Source organism: Burkholderia sp. BCC0322, assembly GCF_902833045.1.
GTDB lineage: Bacteria > Pseudomonadota > Gammaproteobacteria > Burkholderiales > Burkholderiaceae > Burkholderia.
The window spans coordinates 99,338-114,038 of record NZ_CADFDU010000006.1; the positions used below are offsets into that span (position 1 = coordinate 99,338).

The 14,701-nt window shown below is 65.9% G+C and carries 13 protein-coding genes, 1 tRNA gene and 1 pseudogene; 9 read left to right on the forward strand and 6 right to left on the reverse strand.

What is annotated here, in order from left to right; translation table 11 throughout:
• Positions 1 to 283 precede the first annotated feature (283 nt).
• Positions 284 to 1,087 carry an inositol monophosphatase family protein gene (locus tag HWX39_RS18705; RefSeq protein WP_039364710.1) on the reverse strand — a complete coding sequence of 268 codons (804 nt, stop codon included), beginning with the start codon at positions 1,085 to 1,087 and terminating at the stop codon, positions 284 to 286.
• A 280-nt stretch (positions 1,088 to 1,367) separates the two neighbouring features.
• Between HWX39_RS18705 and HWX39_RS18710 the strand changes: the two genes are divergently transcribed.
• Together HWX39_RS18710 and cysE are read left to right on the forward strand one after the other, a co-directional pair.
• Entirely contained in the window at positions 1,368 to 2,192 is an 825-nt protein-coding gene (locus HWX39_RS18710) for an RNA methyltransferase (protein ID WP_175969461.1), read from the forward strand.
• Between the two features lie 272 nt (positions 2,193 to 2,464).
• On the forward strand, positions 2,465 to 3,268 hold the full coding sequence (gene cysE / locus HWX39_RS18715; RefSeq protein WP_175969462.1) for a serine O-acetyltransferase: 804 nt from the start codon (positions 2,465 to 2,467) through the stop codon (positions 3,266 to 3,268).
• Positions 3,269 to 3,316: 48 nt separating this feature from the next.
• On the opposite strand, the gene HWX39_RS18720 is transcribed toward cysE, so the two are convergent.
• The 4 genes from HWX39_RS18720 to HWX39_RS18735 all read right to left on the reverse strand — a co-directional run bounded on the left by HWX39_RS18720 (position 3,317) and on the right by HWX39_RS18735 (position 6,068).
• Positions 3,317 to 4,117 (reverse strand): UDP-2,3-diacylglucosamine diphosphatase, encoded by an 801-nt coding sequence (locus HWX39_RS18720; protein WP_175969463.1) that lies wholly within the window; start codon positions 4,115 to 4,117, stop codon positions 3,317 to 3,319.
• Between the two features lie 27 nt (positions 4,118 to 4,144).
• Positions 4,145 to 4,636 (reverse strand): peptidylprolyl isomerase, encoded by a 492-nt coding sequence (locus tag HWX39_RS18725; protein WP_069257039.1) that lies wholly within the window; start codon positions 4,634 to 4,636, stop codon positions 4,145 to 4,147.
• 88 nt (positions 4,637 to 4,724) lie between these two features.
• Positions 4,725 to 5,306: a peptidylprolyl isomerase gene (locus HWX39_RS18730; protein ID WP_011352517.1), complete on the reverse strand. Its 582-nt coding sequence runs from the start codon at positions 5,304 to 5,306 to the stop codon at positions 4,725 to 4,727.
• Between the two features lie 39 nt (positions 5,307 to 5,345).
• Positions 5,346 to 6,068: a tetratricopeptide repeat protein gene (locus tag HWX39_RS18735; protein ID WP_175969464.1), complete on the reverse strand. Its 723-nt coding sequence runs from the start codon at positions 6,066 to 6,068 to the stop codon at positions 5,346 to 5,348.
• A 234-nt stretch (positions 6,069 to 6,302) separates the two neighbouring features.
• Here HWX39_RS18735 and cysS point away from each other — a divergent pair, with 234 nt between their 5' ends.
• From cysS to HWX39_RS36325, 7 genes and pseudogenes are all read left to right on the forward strand, one after another.
• Positions 6,303 to 7,700 (forward strand): cysteine--tRNA ligase, encoded by a 1,398-nt coding sequence (gene cysS / locus HWX39_RS18740; RefSeq protein WP_175969465.1) that lies wholly within the window; start codon positions 6,303 to 6,305, stop codon positions 7,698 to 7,700.
• Positions 7,701 to 7,743: 43 nt separating this feature from the next.
• Positions 7,744 to 8,571, forward strand: coding sequence for a DNA-3-methyladenine glycosylase (locus HWX39_RS18745; protein WP_175969466.1), 828 nt, complete (start codon positions 7,744 to 7,746; stop codon positions 8,569 to 8,571).
• 103 nt (positions 8,572 to 8,674) lie between these two features.
• Entirely contained in the window at positions 8,675 to 9,646 is a 972-nt protein-coding gene (locus HWX39_RS18750; protein ID WP_060023902.1) for an acetyl-CoA carboxylase carboxyltransferase subunit alpha, read from the forward strand.
• Between the two features lie 46 nt (positions 9,647 to 9,692).
• Positions 9,693 to 11,114 (forward strand): tRNA lysidine(34) synthetase TilS, encoded by a 1,422-nt coding sequence (gene tilS, locus HWX39_RS18755; protein WP_175969467.1) that lies wholly within the window; start codon positions 9,693 to 9,695, stop codon positions 11,112 to 11,114.
• Positions 11,115 to 11,456: 342 nt separating this feature from the next.
• On the forward strand, positions 11,457 to 12,710 hold the full coding sequence (locus tag HWX39_RS18760) for an aspartate kinase (RefSeq protein ID WP_027787050.1): 1,254 nt from the start codon (positions 11,457 to 11,459) through the stop codon (positions 12,708 to 12,710).
• Between the two features lie 110 nt (positions 12,711 to 12,820).
• Positions 12,821 to 12,914: transfer RNA gene (locus tag HWX39_RS18765), tRNA-Ser, on the forward strand.
• A gap of 64 nt (positions 12,915 to 12,978) precedes the next feature.
• Positions 12,979 to 13,071, forward strand: a pseudogene (locus HWX39_RS36325) (DUF2894 domain-containing protein); the annotation flags it as partial.
• An 84-nt stretch (positions 13,072 to 13,155) separates the two neighbouring features.
• Here the strand turns inward: HWX39_RS36325 and zwf are convergent.
• Positions 13,156 to 14,631 carry a glucose-6-phosphate dehydrogenase gene (zwf, locus tag HWX39_RS18770; RefSeq protein ID WP_175969468.1) on the reverse strand — a complete coding sequence of 492 codons (1,476 nt, stop codon included), beginning with the start codon at positions 14,629 to 14,631 and terminating at the stop codon, positions 13,156 to 13,158.
• Between the last annotated feature and the right edge of the window lie 70 nt (positions 14,632 to 14,701).

Sequence of the window (14,701 nt, forward strand, 5' to 3'; positions counted from 1 at the left end):
TGGCGGTGTTGATACGGTCGGGGGCCGGGAGGCCGGCGGTGTTCTCCGCCGTTTGGGCATGCCGGACGCAAACCATTCGCCGTCATTGCGGGGAAAGCAGTGCAAGCGACAGTACGCCGACCGGCCCGAACCACTCGAGCAACTTCAGGATAGGCGCACGAAGCGACCCTTGTGCAGGAAGATTGTCCCGCCTCCCGGCAACCGGGAGGCGAACGGTGCGCCGTCACGAAGGTGCCCGCGAGCGGTATGCGCGAAAGCCGCGCCATGCAGGCGCGGCCGGAGCTTACTCCGCCGCCGGATGCACGTGGGTGTAGCCTTTCAGGATCGGGATCATCTGCGCGTAGATCTTCGGGTTCGCGGCGACGATTTCATGGCGATGCAGGAAATCGGCGTCGCCCGTGTAGTTGCCCACGAGGCCGCCGGCCTCGGTGATCAGCAGGCTGCCCGCTGCCATGTCCCACACGTTGATGCCCTGCTCGAAGAATGCGTCGAGGCGGCCGGCCGCGACGTTCGCGAGATCGAGTGCGGCCGCGCCCGGACGGCGCAGGCCCGTGCAGGCCTGCGTCATTTCGGTGAACAGGCGCGCATAGGCATCGAGGCCGTCCTTTTCGCGGAACGGGAAGCCCGTGCCGACCAGTGCGTCCGACAGGCGGTCGCGGCGGCCGACGCGGATGCGGCGGTCGTTCAGGTACGCGCCGCGGCCGCGGGTGGCCGTGAACAGGTCGTTCTTGTTCGGGTCGTAGACGACAGCCTGCGTGACGACGCCCTTGTGCTCGAGCGCGATCGATACGCAGTAGTACGGGAAGCCGTGGATGAAGTTGGTCGTGCCGTCGAGCGGATCGATGATCCACTTGAATTCGGATTCGTTCTCCGACTCGCCCGATTCCTCCGCGAGGATCGCGTGGTCGGGGTAGGCGGTTTTCAGCGTCTCGATGATCGCGTCTTCGGCGGCCTTGTCCACTTCGGTGACGAAGTCGTTCTGCTGCTTCTTGCGGATCTCGATCAGGTCGAGATCGAGGGACGCGCGATTGATGATCTGTCCGGCGCGGCGCGCAGCCTTGACAGCGATGTTGAGCATGGGATGCATGAGCCTGGATCCTGTAGCCGGCGGCATGGGCCGCCACGAAGTGGAACAACCGCCCGGCACGGCGCAAGCGCGGCAGGCGAGGTGAGACGCGAATTGACAAAGAACGGGGTACGACCCGCGCCGCGCAGTGCGCGACGCGTAAAGGCATGATTTTACCCGATTTTCGGCAGTTTCAGGCGACCGGAATACGGGGAAACCCCCACTATCCGTCCGGACGAGTGGGTTTGCCGCGGCGATGGCGATACCATACTGCCATTCTGATGAACCGAGTCGTATCGTAGTGGAAACTCCGCAGATCACCGCCGCGCCGTCCGAGCCGGGCGCGGCCTCGTCCCGGCCGCCGTCCGGCGGCTTCACGTCCACCCGTTTCGTGCTTGTCGAGCCGAGTCATCCCGGCAATGTCGGGGCGGCCGCCCGCGCGCTGAAGACGATGGGCTTCTCGCGTCTCGTGCTGGTCGCGCCGCGCGTGCCGCACGTGCAGAGCGATCCCGAGGCGATCGCGATGGCCAGCGGCGCGGACGACGTCCTCGCGTCCGCCCATGTCGTGCCGACGCTCGGCGACGCGCTGTCGGGCGTGCACTGGTCGATCGCGCTGACCGCGCGCACGCGCGAATACGGGCCGCCGCGCCTGGCGCCGCGTGCCGCTGCCGCGCAGGCGTGCGCGCAGGTCGGCACGGGCGACATCGCGCTCGTATTCGGCAACGAGCGCACGGGTCTCGCGAACGAGCATGTCGAGCAGTGCAGCGCGCTGGCGCATATCCCGGCGAACCCGGCCTACAGTTCGCTGAATCTCGCACAGGCCGTGCAGGTGCTCGCGTACGAGCTGCGTGTCGCGTTTCTCGAACAGGCGAGCGAGCCGTCGACGCAACCGTCGGCCGAAGCCGGCACGCTTGCGCAGAGCGACGAGATCGAGCGGATGTACGTGCACCTCGAGAACGCGCTGATCGCGCTCGATTTCCTCGATCCGCGCAACCCGAAGAAGCTGATGCCGCGGCTGCGGCGCCTGTTCGCGCGCACGGGTCTCGAGCGCGAGGAGGTCAACATTCTGCGCGGCGTCGCGAAGCACATCCTGCTGAAATCGGGCAAGCCCGACGGCGACGCGTAAGCGGCCGGCGCACGGGTTGCCGGACGTCTCGGCGCGCGGGGCAACCGCCCCGTTTGGCCGGTGCGACGTCGGCCGCCGCAAGCGCCGGGGCCGATCGTTCCACCCGGTCGACCACCCCCGCAAACTCGGCAACAGCCAAGCGTTTCGCCCGAATACCCTCGCCAGCGGCGGGGTGAACTTGCGAGCTCGTGCGGCCGTTCGTGACTCGCCCTACAATCGCCGAACGTCATAAATAAATTACCTGGCGCGATAACGGCCGGTCATTGCCGGTGATGCGCGCCGGCCTTTTCCCAGACCACATCATGTTCACGAGACTGCGCGAAGACGTTGCAACGATTCGCGAGCGGGATCCCGCCGCTCGCAGTGCATGGGAAGTGCTGACCTGTTATCCGGGGTTGCATGCGCTCTTGCTGCATCGCTTCGCGCACGCATGCTGGCGCGTGAAGCGCTACTGGCTCGCGCGTTTCGTGTCGCAGGCCGGCCGGTTCCTGACGGGGATCGAGATCCACCCCGGCGCGACGATCGGCCGGCGCGTGTTCATCGATCACGGGATGGGTGTCGTGATCGGCGAGACGGCGATCGTCGGCGACGACTGCACGATCTATCAGGGCGTGACGCTGGGCGGCACGTCGCTCACGCGCGGCGCCAAGCGCCACCCGACGCTCGAGGCCGGCGTGATCGTCGGTGCGGGCGCGAAGGTGCTCGGCGGCTTCACGGTCGGTGCGGGTGCGAAGATCGGTTCGAACGCAGTCGTCGTGAAGCCGGTGCCGGCAGGCGGCACGGCGGTCGGCAATCCGGCGCGTGTCGTCATGCCGGCGCAGCCGAAGCCGCAGCCCGAACCTGCGGCATTCTGCGCATACGGGATCACCCCGAATGCCGACGATCCGATGTCACTCGCGATTCACGGGCTGATCGATCATGCGGCGAAGGAAAGCCGCCGCGTCGACGAGATCGTCGCCGCGCTCGAACGGCTCGGCGCGCATCTGGAAGCGCTGCAGGGCGCCGACGCGGCGCGTCTCGACCTGCGCCGGCTGACGGCCGTGCTGGAAGGCAAATCGGTCGAACGCCACATGTAATTCGATCGGTGCCGGCGGCTACCGGTCGTTGCGATGGCAGCCGTCGTGTCAGTCGAGCGGCATCGCGTGGATACCTTCCGCGTCGACGCGCAGGTAGCCGCCACGCGGCTTGCCGTGGTCGAGATCCCAGTCGGGCAGCACCCAGCGGATGCCGCCCGGTTCCATGTGCCGCGCGGGGCGGTGCGTATGGCCGTGAATGATTATGCTCGCGCGGCTTTTCCGGAACAGCGCAGCCACGCCTTCGCGCGTGACATCGTAAATCGCCGAAGCGGGGCGCATCCGGCCCGTTTCGCTGTTCGAACGCATGCGCTGAGCGAGCGCGCGGCGCCAGCGGAACGGCCATGCGAGAAACAGCCATTGCGCGACGCGGTTGCGTGCGAAGCGGCGGAACAGCTGGTAGCCGCGGTCGGCCGTGCATTGCGCGTCGCCGTGTGCGAGCACGATGCGCTGGCCGAATGCCATGATCAGCGAAGGATCAGGCAGCAGCATCGCGCCGGCTGCCTTCATGAAGCGCCGCCCGAGCAGGAAATCGCGGTTGCCGTGCATCACGTAGAGCGCAATGCCGCGCTCCGAGAACGTGTGCATCAGCGCGGCCATGCGTGCCGCGAACGGATCGTCGTCGAGGATGTCGTCGCCGATCCAGTATTCGAACAGGTCGCCGAGGATGAACACCGAGTCGGCGCTGTCGGCTGTGTATTTCACGAAATGCTCGAACGCGGCGACCGTCTTCGGAATCGCTTCGCTCAGGTGCAGATCGGAGAGAAACAGGAACGGGCGTGCGGCTTGCGCGTATTCGCGCTCGCCCGGCACGCCCGCGGAGACGCTTCGCGGCGGACTCTCCTGCAACATCGAAGTGCCTCCGTTACTTGCTGCGCGTCAGACTACGACAGCCTTCTCGATCACGACGTCGTCGGTCGGCACGTCCTGGTGGAAACCAGCGTTGCCCGTCTTGACGCCCTTGATCTTGTCGACCACGTCCTGGCCTTCGACGACCTTGCCGAACACCGCATAGCCCCAGCCTTGCGGCGTCGGCGACGAGTGGTTCAGGAAGTCGTTGTCGTTCACGTTGATGAAGAACTGGGCGGTTGCCGAGTGCGGATCGTTCGTGCGCGCCATCGCGACCGTGTAGTTGTCGTTCTTCAGGCCGTTGTTCGCCTCGTTGTCGATCGGCGCATCGGTCGGCTTCTGCTTCAGGCCCGGCTCGAAGCCGCCGCCCTGGATCATGAAGCCGTTGATCACGCGATGGAACACGGTGCCGTCGTAGTGGCCCTTCTTCACGTAGTTCAGGAAGTTCTCGACCGTCTTCGGTGCCTTCTCGGCGTCGAGCTCGAGCTTGATCACGCCGTGGTTCGTATGCAGTTCAACCATGATGAATTCCTTCGGTGAGGCGGTTTAAATGGCACGCGGCCGGTCGTGCGACGCGGCCGCGTGAGTCGCCGGACGTGCCGGCAGGTTCTTACTTCGAGACGATGCTGGCCGATTCGATCACGATCGGTTGTGCGGGCACGTCCTGCATCGGGCCGCGCGAGGTCGTCGCGACGCCTTCGATCTTCTTCACGACGTCGAGACCCGACACGACCTTGCCGAACACCGCATAGCCGTTGCCGTCCGGGTTCGGGTAGTCGAGGCCGCTGTTGTCGACCGTGTTGATGAAGAATTGCGCGGTGGCCGAGTTCGGATCGCTCGTGCGTGCCATCGCGATCGTGCCCGTCAGGTTCTTCAGACCATTGCGGCTCTCCAGCGGGATCGGCGCGCGGGTCGGCTTCTCCTCGAAGTTGGTCTTGTAGCCGCCGCCCTGGATCATGAAGCCCTTGATCACGCGATGGAAGATCGTGCCGTTGTACTGGCCGGCCTTCACGTAATCGAGGAAGTTGGCGACGGACTTCGGCGCCTTCTCCGGGTAGAGCTCGACGCGGATGTCGCCCTGCGAGGTCTTCAGCTGCACGACGGGGTGCGCGGTAGCCGATTGCGCGAACGCAGGTGCGGTCGCGGTCGCGAGAAGGGCGGCGCCGCCAAGCGCCAGCAACAGACGTTTCATTGCGATCCTCAGGTTGGGAGGGAAAGAAGGCCGCGCCGCTTATTGCGACGGCGCGACGTACGGCGCCGCCAGTGCGCCCGACGGACCGCTGAACTGGAACGTCGGCGACATCGGCAGCGTGGTGGTGCTCACGTTCGCGGCTGCGCGATCGGTGTAGTCGCGCGTGGCCGGTGCGGCCGCGCGGGCATTCGGCGCGGGCTTCGACGGCGACACGATCTTCTGGAGATCGGCGAGGCGCTGCGCGGTCGCGCCGCTCGTGCGGCCGAGCGATTGCGCACGCTTGTACGACTCGGCCGCGAGGCGCAGGTAGAGATCGCCAAGGTTTTCGTACGCGAGCGAATAGCTCGGGTTCGATTGCGTCGCCGTGACGAGCGCGGTGCGCGCTTCGTCGTAACGGCCATGCTTCGCGTAAAGCGCCGCAAGGTTGTTGTACGGCTCGGGCAGTTCGGGGTAGGCCTGCGTGATCGCGACGAACTGCTGGATCGCGTCGTTATCGCGGTTCAGGCGTGCCAGCACGGTGCCGCGCTTGAACTGCGCCTGCACGTCGTGCGGGTTCGATGCGATGCGTGCGTCGAGCTGCGCGAGCGCCTGCTTCCACTGCTTGCCGGCGATCGACGCGTCGATTTCGGGCGTGCCGTCGGCGGTGGCCGGGGCCTTCTGCGCATGCGCCGCGGGGGCCGCGAAAAGCGTCAGCGCGACGCCCATGACGGTGGTCGCAACGAGGGTCGCAGCGCTCTGCGCGCGGCCGCGATGAGGTTTCATAGGCGTAAATCGGAATGTTATACTCCGAGCCATTCTAACAAAACGTCTGCGCGTTCCGGCGAGCGGCAGACAGTCTTTCTTTGCCTCTCGTGGCCGTCACCGCTGTGCTTGCAGCCTGACCGCCCCATGTGATATCGAGGACGCTCGGCCTGGTGCCGCAGCAGATGGTCCGTCCGTTTCGCATGCTGGGCGAGCTTCGCCAGGGTGGTTTCCTTCGGCTCACGGTTCATCTCTATGGAATCACTGCGCATCTACAACACGCTCGCGCGTGACAAGCAAGTTTTCGTGCCGCGCCAGTCCGGCGAAGTGCGGATGTACGTATGCGGAATCACCGTATACGACTATTGTCACGTGGGCCACGCGCGCATGCTGGTCGTGTTCGACCTCGTCCAGCGCTGGTTGCGTGCGATCGGTTACCGGGTCACGTATGTGCGCAACATTACCGACATCGACGACAAGATCATCCGCCGCGCGGTCGAGAACGGCGAAACGATCAAGTCGCTGACCGACCGGTTCATCGGCGCGATGCACGACGATGAAAGCGCACTCGGCATCCAGCGGCCCGACATCGAGCCGCGCGCGACCGAGTTCATTCCGCAGATGCTCGGCATGATCGAGACGCTCGAGACGAACGGCTACGCGTATCAGGCGACCGACGGCGACGTCAATTACTCGGTGCGCAAGTTCGCGAACTACGGGAAGCTGTCGGGCAAGTCGCTCGACGATCTGCGCGCGGGCGAGCGCGTCGCCGCGAACGACGCAAAGGAAGATCCGCTCGATTTCGTGCTGTGGAAACGCGCGAAGCCGGAAGATCCGGAAGGCGCGTCGTGGGCGTCGAAGTACGGGATGGGTCGCCCGGGCTGGCACATCGAGTGCTCGGCGATGGGCTGCACGCTGCTCGGCGAGCATTTCGACATCCACGGCGGCGGGCAGGATCTGCAATTCCCGCACCACGAGAACGAGATCGCGCAGAGCGAAGGCGCGACCGGCCAGACGTTCGTCAATTACTGGATGCACAACGGCTTCGTGCAGGTCGACAACGAGAAGATGTCGAAATCGCTCGGCAACTTCTTCACGATCCGCGAAGTGCTCGAGCGCTACGATGCCGAAGTCATGCGCTTCTTCATCGTGCGCACGCACTACCGTTCGCCGCTCAATTACAGCGACGTGCATCTCGACGATGCGCGCGCGTCGCTCACGCGTCTCTACACAGCACTGAAAGATGTTGAAGCCGACACGCTCGCGCTCGACTGGAACGAGCCGCACGCGCAGCGTTTCGCAGCCGCGATGAACGACGACTTCAACACGCCGGTTGCGGTGGCGACGCTGTTCGAGCTGGCGGGCGAGGTGAATCGCACGCGCGACGCATCGCTCGCGCGGCAACTGAAACAGCTGGCGGGCCTGCTCGGCCTGCTGGGCCGCGAACCGCGCGCGTTCCTGCAGCAGGCGTTGGGCGCCGCGCAGGCGGGCGGGCTTGCCGCCGACGAGATCGAAGCGAAGATCGCCGCGCGCGTCGCGGCGAAGCAAGCGAAGGACTATGCCGAAGCGGACCGGATCCGGGCGGAACTGCTCGAGACCGGTATCGCACTTGAAGACAAACCGGGCGGATCGACCGAATGGCGTCGCGTATGAGCGCGGTGCGTTCCACTGACCGATCCGTCAGGTAGGAGGCAAGATGGCAACGGCCAGAAAAGCGCCGGTCAGGCGCGCGACCCCGGTCGCCGCGCGTCCGGCAGCCAAGCGCGTGCCGCCGGAGAAGACGGACGCCACGCGCGCCGTGCCGAACGGCGCGCTCAACGGTCATGCGCAGCCGGTGGCTGCGCAGCCGGCCGCCGACGCGGCCCGCAAGGCCCGTGCGTCCGAAGCGGACCGCGAGGAGGTCGTCGTGCGTCCTGCTTACTGGGACAAGGCATGCGCCGACCTCGTCAAGCGCGACCGGATCCTGAAGAAACTGATTCCGAAGTTCGGCCCCGCGCATCTCGTGAAGCGCGGCGACCCGTTCGTCACGCTCGCGCGCTCGGTCGTCGGCCAGCAGATTTCGGTGCCGTCGGCGCAGTCGCTGTGGGCGCGCATCGGGGATGCTTGTCCGAAACTCGCCCCGCAGCCGGTGATCCGGCTCGGCGCGGACAAGCTGATCGCGTGCGGGCTGTCGAAGCGCAAGACGGAATACATTCTCGATCTCGCGCAGCATTTCGTGTCGGGTGCGCTGCACGTCGACAAATGGACGTCGATGGACGACGAGGACGTGATCGCGGAACTGACGCAGATCCGCGGCATCAGCCGCTGGACGGCCGAGATGTTCCTGATCTTCAACCTGTCGCGGCCGGACGTCCTGCCGCTCGACGATCCTGGCCTGATCCGTGCGATCAGCGTCAATTACTTCAGTGGGGAACCCGTTACGCGCAGCGAGGCGCGCGAGGTGGCGGCCAACTGGGAACCGTGGCGTACCGTCGCGACCTGGTACATGTGGCGCAGCCTCGATGCGCCCGACGGCGACGCTTGAGCGTTGGCTATCGGGTTTTAAACATCAATAGTTGAGAGCCGGTTTTGAGCGTCGCCCGCGCGGGTAGAATACGCGCTGCCGCAAGACCCAAGGATTCGAACACATGAAGACCACGTTTCTGGATTTCGAACAGCCGATCGCCGAACTCGAGGCCAAGATCGAAGAGCTGCGATTCGTGCAGGACGACTCGGCTGTCGACATTTCGGAAGAAATCGAGCGGCTGTCGAAGAAAAGCCAGCAACTGACGAAAGACCTCTACGCGAACCTGTCGCCGTGGCAGGTTTCGCAGATCGCGCGGCATCCGCAGCGTCCGTACACGCTCGATTACGTTGCGGAGCTGTTTACCGATTTTCACGAACTGCACGGCGACCGGGCATTCGCGGACGATCTGTCGATCGTCGGCGGTCTCGCGCGCTTCGGCGGCCATCCGTGCATGGTGATCGGTCACCAGAAGGGCCGCGACACGAAGGAGCGCGCCGCGCGCAACTTCGGGATGCCGCGTCCGGAAGGCTATCGCAAGGCCGAACGCCTGATGCGTCTCGCCGAGAAGTTCGGTCTGCCGATCTTCACGTTCGTCGACACGCCGGGCGCGTACCCGGGCATCGGCGCGGAAGAGCGCGGCCAGTCGGAGGCGATCGGCCGCAACCTGTACGTGATGGCCGAGCTGAAGACGCCGATCATCACGACGGTGATCGGCGAGGGCGGTTCGGGCGGCGCGCTCGCGATCGCGGTGGCCGACACTGTGATGATGCTGCAATTCTCGACCTACTCTGTGATCTCGCCGGAAGGCTGCGCGTCGATCCTGTGGAAGAGCGCCGCGAAGGCGCCGGAAGCAGCGGAAGCGCTGGGCCTGACCGCGCACCGCCTGAAGGCGCTGGGCCTGATCGACAAGATCATCAACGAACCGCTCGGCGGCGCGCATCGCGATCCGAAGGGCATGGCTGCGCTGCTGCGCCGTGCGCTGGCCGATTCGCTGCGCCAGTTCCAGGGCATGAGTATCGATGCGCTGCGCGAGCGCCGCTTCGAGCGCCTGATGGCCTACGGCAAGTTCAAGGAAACCACGCCGGGCGTATGACCGGCTGCGTCCTCCATTCGCGCGCCGCTATGCGCGCGTTCCGCTCGTGATTCCGCCAACCGAATTCTCCGCCGACCGCGTCGTCCTCGACGCGGTCGGCGTTGCGCTTTCCGGCATGCCGCCCGATGCACGCATCGCGATCGCGTACAGCGGCGGCCTCGACTCGACGGTGCTGCTCGACGCGGCAGTGCGCGTCGCGGGCGCGTGGCGCTGCGTCGCGCTGCACGTGCATCACGGGCTGAGTGCGAATGCCGACGCGTGGGTCGCACATGCCGAGGCGAGTGCGGCACGGCTCGGTGTCGCATTCGAGTCGATGCGCGTCGACGTGCCGCGCGACAGCGGCCTGGGTGTCGAGGCGACGGCGCGCGAGCGACGCTATGCGGCGCTCGACGAGATGTGCGAACGCCACGGCGCGGCTGCGCTGTGGCTCGCGCAGCATGCGGACGACCAGGCCGAGACCGTGTTGCTGCAGTTGTTGCGCGGCGCGGGAATCGCGGGGCTTGCCGCCATGGCGCCGCGCTACCGTCCTGACGGCGTGAGCGTCGAGCGTGTGCGGCCGCTGCTGCGACTGTTGCGAGCGCAACTCGAGCGCTATGCGACGCAGCACGACCTGGCATGGATCGACGACGAGTCGAACAATGACACGCGCTACGCGCGCAATGCGCTGCGCATCGACGTGCTGCCGGCGCTGGCCGTGCATTTCCCGGGCTTTCGCGACGCGCTCGGCCGTGCGGCCCAGCATGCGGCGGCCGCACAGCGACTGCTCGACGATCTGGCCGAACTCGACTTTGCCGTGGCCGCGCGCGATGACGGGCAGGCGCTGTCGCGCGACGCGCTGGTCGCGTTCGACGATACGCGCGGCGCGAACCTGCTGCGCTTCTGGATGCGCCGGCTCGGTCTGCCGGGTGCGTCGGCGGCCCGGCTCGCCAACATGATGCGGCAGTTGCGCGCCACACATGTCGCCCATGCGCTGCGCGTCGATCACGCGGGGCAATGCCTGCGCCTTTATCGCGATGTCGTTTACTGGGAAGCGGGCGACAGCAGCGAACCGGCCGATGACGGCACCGGGAGCCCGTATCCGGAAGCGGTGCTCGCGTGGGACGGGCAGGAAGTCTGGCACCTGCCGGGTTGGCGCGGCACGTTCGTGTTCGCGCCGGCCGATCCGGGAAGCGCCGATGCATTGCCGGAGGCGCTGCTGCGCGACGCGCGGCTGGTGGCGCGTGCCCGCGCGGGCGGCGAGCGGATGCGCACGTCGCCGGGCGGCCCCGGCCGTACGCTGAAGAACCTGTTCCAGGAGCGCGGCGTGCCCGCGTGGCAGCGCGACGTGCCGCTGTTGTTCGCTGGCGACTTGCTGATCTACGTGCCGCGCCTCGGCGTGAACCGCGATGCCGGCGTGACCGGTGGCGGGGCGCCCGGCGACGGCGCGTGGCGCCGGATCGAGTGGCGTCCGGACCTGCTGATCGCATGACGGCGGCAGGCCACCCGCGGCGCGATGGCACGCCCATTTTCACCATTTGGTAAACAGCGCCGGAACGGCCCCGGACGCCGCGAGCGGCTTGTCAAGCAGGCCTCTATCGGGTACGCTCGGACGTTTGCTCGGCTCGATTTTTGAGCGATTTGTGCAGGTTTTCCGCGTGACGTACCCGGTTTGCGCGGCCTGATCGGCCTTCCGGGCAAAATCCGTCACGCTTGCGTGTTGCGTCCCAGCCGTCCCCCTCGTCGTCCGTCCACAGCCACAAGCCGCGTGACCGAACGGCTACGCGGCCTGCCCAGCGCGCCCGTGCGGTTTCTCCTCCAGTTCAGAACGACAATGGCACTCATCGTACACAAATACGGCGGCACTTCGATGGGCTCGGTCGAGCGCATCAAGAACGTCGCGAAACGCGTCGCAAAATGGCATCAGGCCGGGCACCAGATGGTGGTCGTGCCTTCGGCGATGTCCGGCGAAACCAACCGTCTGCTCGGTCTTGCGAAAGAGATTTCGAGCCAGCCGAGCCCGCGCGAGCTCGACATGATCGCGTCGACGGGCGAGCAGGTCAGCGTCGGCCTGCTGTCGATCGCGCTGCAGGAAATCGGCGTCGAGGCCGTGAGCTACGCCGGCTGGCAAGTGCCGATCAAGACCGACAGCGCGTTCACGAAAGCGCGCATTCACTCGATCGATGACGAACGCGTGAAGGCCGATCTGAATGCAGGCAAGGTCGTGATCATCACCGGCTTCCAGGGCGTCGATCCGGACGGTCACATCACGACGCTGGGCCGTGGCGGCTCGGATACGTCGGCGGTGGCGGTCGCGGCTGCGCTGGGTGCCGAAGAGTGCCTGATTTATACGGACGTCGACGGCGTCTACACGACGGATCCGCGCGTCGTCGAAGAGGCGCGACGCCTCGATCGCGTGACGTTCGAGGAAATGCTGGAAATGGCCAGCCTCGGCTCGAAGGTCCTGCAGATCCGCTCGGTCGAATTCGCTGGCAAATACCAGGTGAAGACGCGTGTGCTGTCGAGCCTGACCGATCCGCTGATTGCGCTCGACGAAGAAATGCGCTCGGGCACCCTGATTACTTTTGAAGAAGACGAGACCATGGAAAAGGCAGTCATTTCCGGCATCGCGTTCCAGCGCGACGAAGCACGCATTGCTGTGATGGGCGTGCCCGACAAGCCGGGCATTGCATATCAGATCCTCGGCCCGGTCGCGGATGCGAACGTCGACGTCGACATGATCATCCAGAACCAGAGCGTCCAGGGCAAAACCGACTTCACGTTCACGGTCGGCCGTGGCGACTACCAGAAGGCGATGGACATCCTCACCAACCAGGTGAAGGGCCACGTGAATGCCGAGCAGGTGCAGGGCGACCCGAAGGTGTCGAAGGTGTCGGTCGTCGGCGTCGGCATGCGGTCGCACGTGGGCGTCGCGAGCAAGATGTTCCGCACGCTGTCGGAAGAGGGCATCAACATCCAGATGATCTCGACGTCCGAAATCAAGATTTCGGTGCTGATCGACGAGAAATACATGGAGCTGGCCGTCCGCGCGCTGCACAAGGCATTCGAACTCGATCAGGCATCGTGAATTTTTCGTGATGCATTGAAGAAAATGCATCACGGAAATTGACGGGCGGTTCGAAACCCTATACTATTTCGTTCTCGTCGCACTGCCTCCCTGGTGCGAGCGAAAGTTTGGGAGACGTGGCCGAGAGGTCGAAGGCACTCCCCTGCTAAGGGAGCATCTGGGCCAAAACCTGGATCGAGGGTTCGAATCCCTCCGTCTCCGCCAAAAGCGGTGACAAAGCCCCGCAAGTTCTCGGACTTGCGGGGCTTTTTCTTTTTCGGCCCATCAGCTAGCCCGGTTCCTGTCTCACGTGGATGCGCTGTCGTGTCTCGAACAGTTCAACGGCGGCGCGGTGCCGGAGAAGGAGGCGCCGCGCGGCAAGGGCGTGAAGCAGGGCGCGCGGAGCAAGGCGAAGCAAGGTCGACCGGCGCGGCGCAAGCCGCTGGCCGGCATCGCCGCCGCGCGCTCAGATCTCCTCGGACCAGACCATGTTTTCGCGCGCCATCAGCGCGGACGATGCCGCCGGTCCGAAGGTGCCGGCGATATAGCCGCGCGGCTTGTCGCCGAGGGACTTCCAGCCCTTGAGGATCGGATCGACCCAGGCCCAGGCCGCCTCGAGTTCGTCGCAACGCATGAAATGCGTCAGGCGGCCGCGAATCACGTCGATCAGCAGGCGCTCGTATGCTTCGGCCCGGCGCCCGGCGAGCGCCTGCTGCAAATCGAGATTCAGGTTGACCGGCAGCACCTGCAAGCCGCTGCCCGGCTCCTTCGCGAGCATCTGCAACTGGATCGATTCCTCGGGCTGGAGCTGGATCACGAGGCGGTTTCCGTGACTGTACGGCCCATGCGGAATGATCGAGAACGGCATGTCCGCGAACTCGATGACGATCTCCGAACGCCGCTCGCGCAACCGCTTCCCGGTCCGTAGAAAGAACGGCACGTTGGCCCAGCGCCAGTTGTTGATTTGCGCGCGCAGGGCGACGAAGGTTTCCGTGCCGCTGCCGGCCGGCACGTCGGTCTCGTCCTGGTATCCGTTGACCGATTCGCCGTCCACCGCGCCCGCCGTGTACTGGCCGCGCACCGTGTCGCGGGCGATCGTCTCGGGCGTCATCGGCCGCAGCGAACGCAGCACCTTCAGCTTCTCGTCCCGGATCGCATCGGGATCGAGCGAGACCGGCGGCTCCATCGCGACGATGCACAGCAGTTGCAGCAGGTGGTTCTGAACCATGTCGCGCATCGCGCCGGTGTCGTCGTAGAAACCCGCACGGCTGCCGACGCCGACCGATTCCGCGACCGTGATCTGCACGCTCTTGATATACGGCGTCTGCCACAGCGGCCCGAAGATCGCGTTGCCGAAGCGCAGCACCATCAGGTTCTGCACGGTCTCCTTGCCGAGATAGTGGTCGATCCGGTAGATGCGGTCTTCCGGGAAGTGGCGCCCGACCGATGCGTTGATGGCCTTCGCCGACGCGAGGTCGTGTCCGAGCGGCTTCTCCAGCACGACCCGTGCGCGGTCGTCGACCAGTCCGCAGCGGGCCAGGTTGTCGCACACCGTCTCGAACAGGCTCGGCGCGGTCGCGAGATAGAACACGCGCAACGCGTCGCCGCGCATCTTCCCGGCGAGATGGCCGTACGCGTCCGCGACGCCGACGTCGACGCACGCATAGTCGAAGCGCGACAGGAAGCTTTCCCACGCTTGCGGATTCAGCGCGTGGTCGTCGACGAACGGCCGCGAGCGCTGCTCGACGAAGTCCAGGTAGCGCTCGCGCGACCAGTCGCTGCGGCCTACCGCGATGATGCGCGTCGCGTCGGGCAGGCTGCCGTGCAGGTGCGCCATGTAGAGCGCCGGCAACAGCTTGCGCGCGGACAGGTCGCCGGCGCCGCCGAAGATCACCATGTCGAGCGGCTGATCGAGCGCGGATAAAGAAGCGGAAGTAGTCATCGTGCAGGTATTGAATCCATGTTTGACAAACGGGGTGAGTGGACGCGCGACACGCGCGTCGTGGAGCGTT

Bases quoted from the DNA above. Each gene is read 5' to 3' on its own strand.
- HWX39_RS18735 (WP_175969464.1), bottom strand. From the start codon at position 6,068: ATGAAACCTCATCGCGGCCGCGCGCAGAGCGCTGCGACCCTCGTTGCG.
- HWX39_RS18705 (WP_039364710.1), bottom strand. From the start codon at position 1,087: ATGCATCCCATGCTCAACATCGCTGTCAAGGCTGCGCGCCGCGCCGGA.
- cysE (WP_175969462.1), top strand. From the start codon at position 2,465: ATGCGCGCCGGCCTTTTCCCAGACCACATCATGTTCACGAGACTGCGC.
- HWX39_RS18730 (WP_011352517.1), bottom strand. From the start codon at position 5,306: ATGAAACGTCTGTTGCTGGCGCTTGGCGGCGCCGCCCTTCTCGCGACC.
- HWX39_RS18720 (WP_175969463.1), bottom strand. From the start codon at position 4,117: ATGTTGCAGGAGAGTCCGCCGCGAAGCGTCTCCGCGGGCGTGCCGGGC.
- cysS (WP_175969465.1), top strand. From the start codon at position 6,303: ATGGAATCACTGCGCATCTACAACACGCTCGCGCGTGACAAGCAAGTT.
- HWX39_RS18750 (WP_060023902.1), top strand. From the start codon at position 8,675: ATGAAGACCACGTTTCTGGATTTCGAACAGCCGATCGCCGAACTCGAG.
- HWX39_RS18725 (WP_069257039.1), bottom strand. From the start codon at position 4,636: ATGGTTGAACTGCATACGAACCACGGCGTGATCAAGCTCGAGCTCGAC.
- zwf (WP_175969468.1), bottom strand. From the start codon at position 14,631: ATGACTACTTCCGCTTCTTTATCCGCGCTCGATCAGCCGCTCGACATG.
- HWX39_RS18760 (WP_027787050.1), top strand. From the start codon at position 11,457: ATGGCACTCATCGTACACAAATACGGCGGCACTTCGATGGGCTCGGTC.
- HWX39_RS18745 (WP_175969466.1), top strand. From the start codon at position 7,744: ATGGCAACGGCCAGAAAAGCGCCGGTCAGGCGCGCGACCCCGGTCGCC.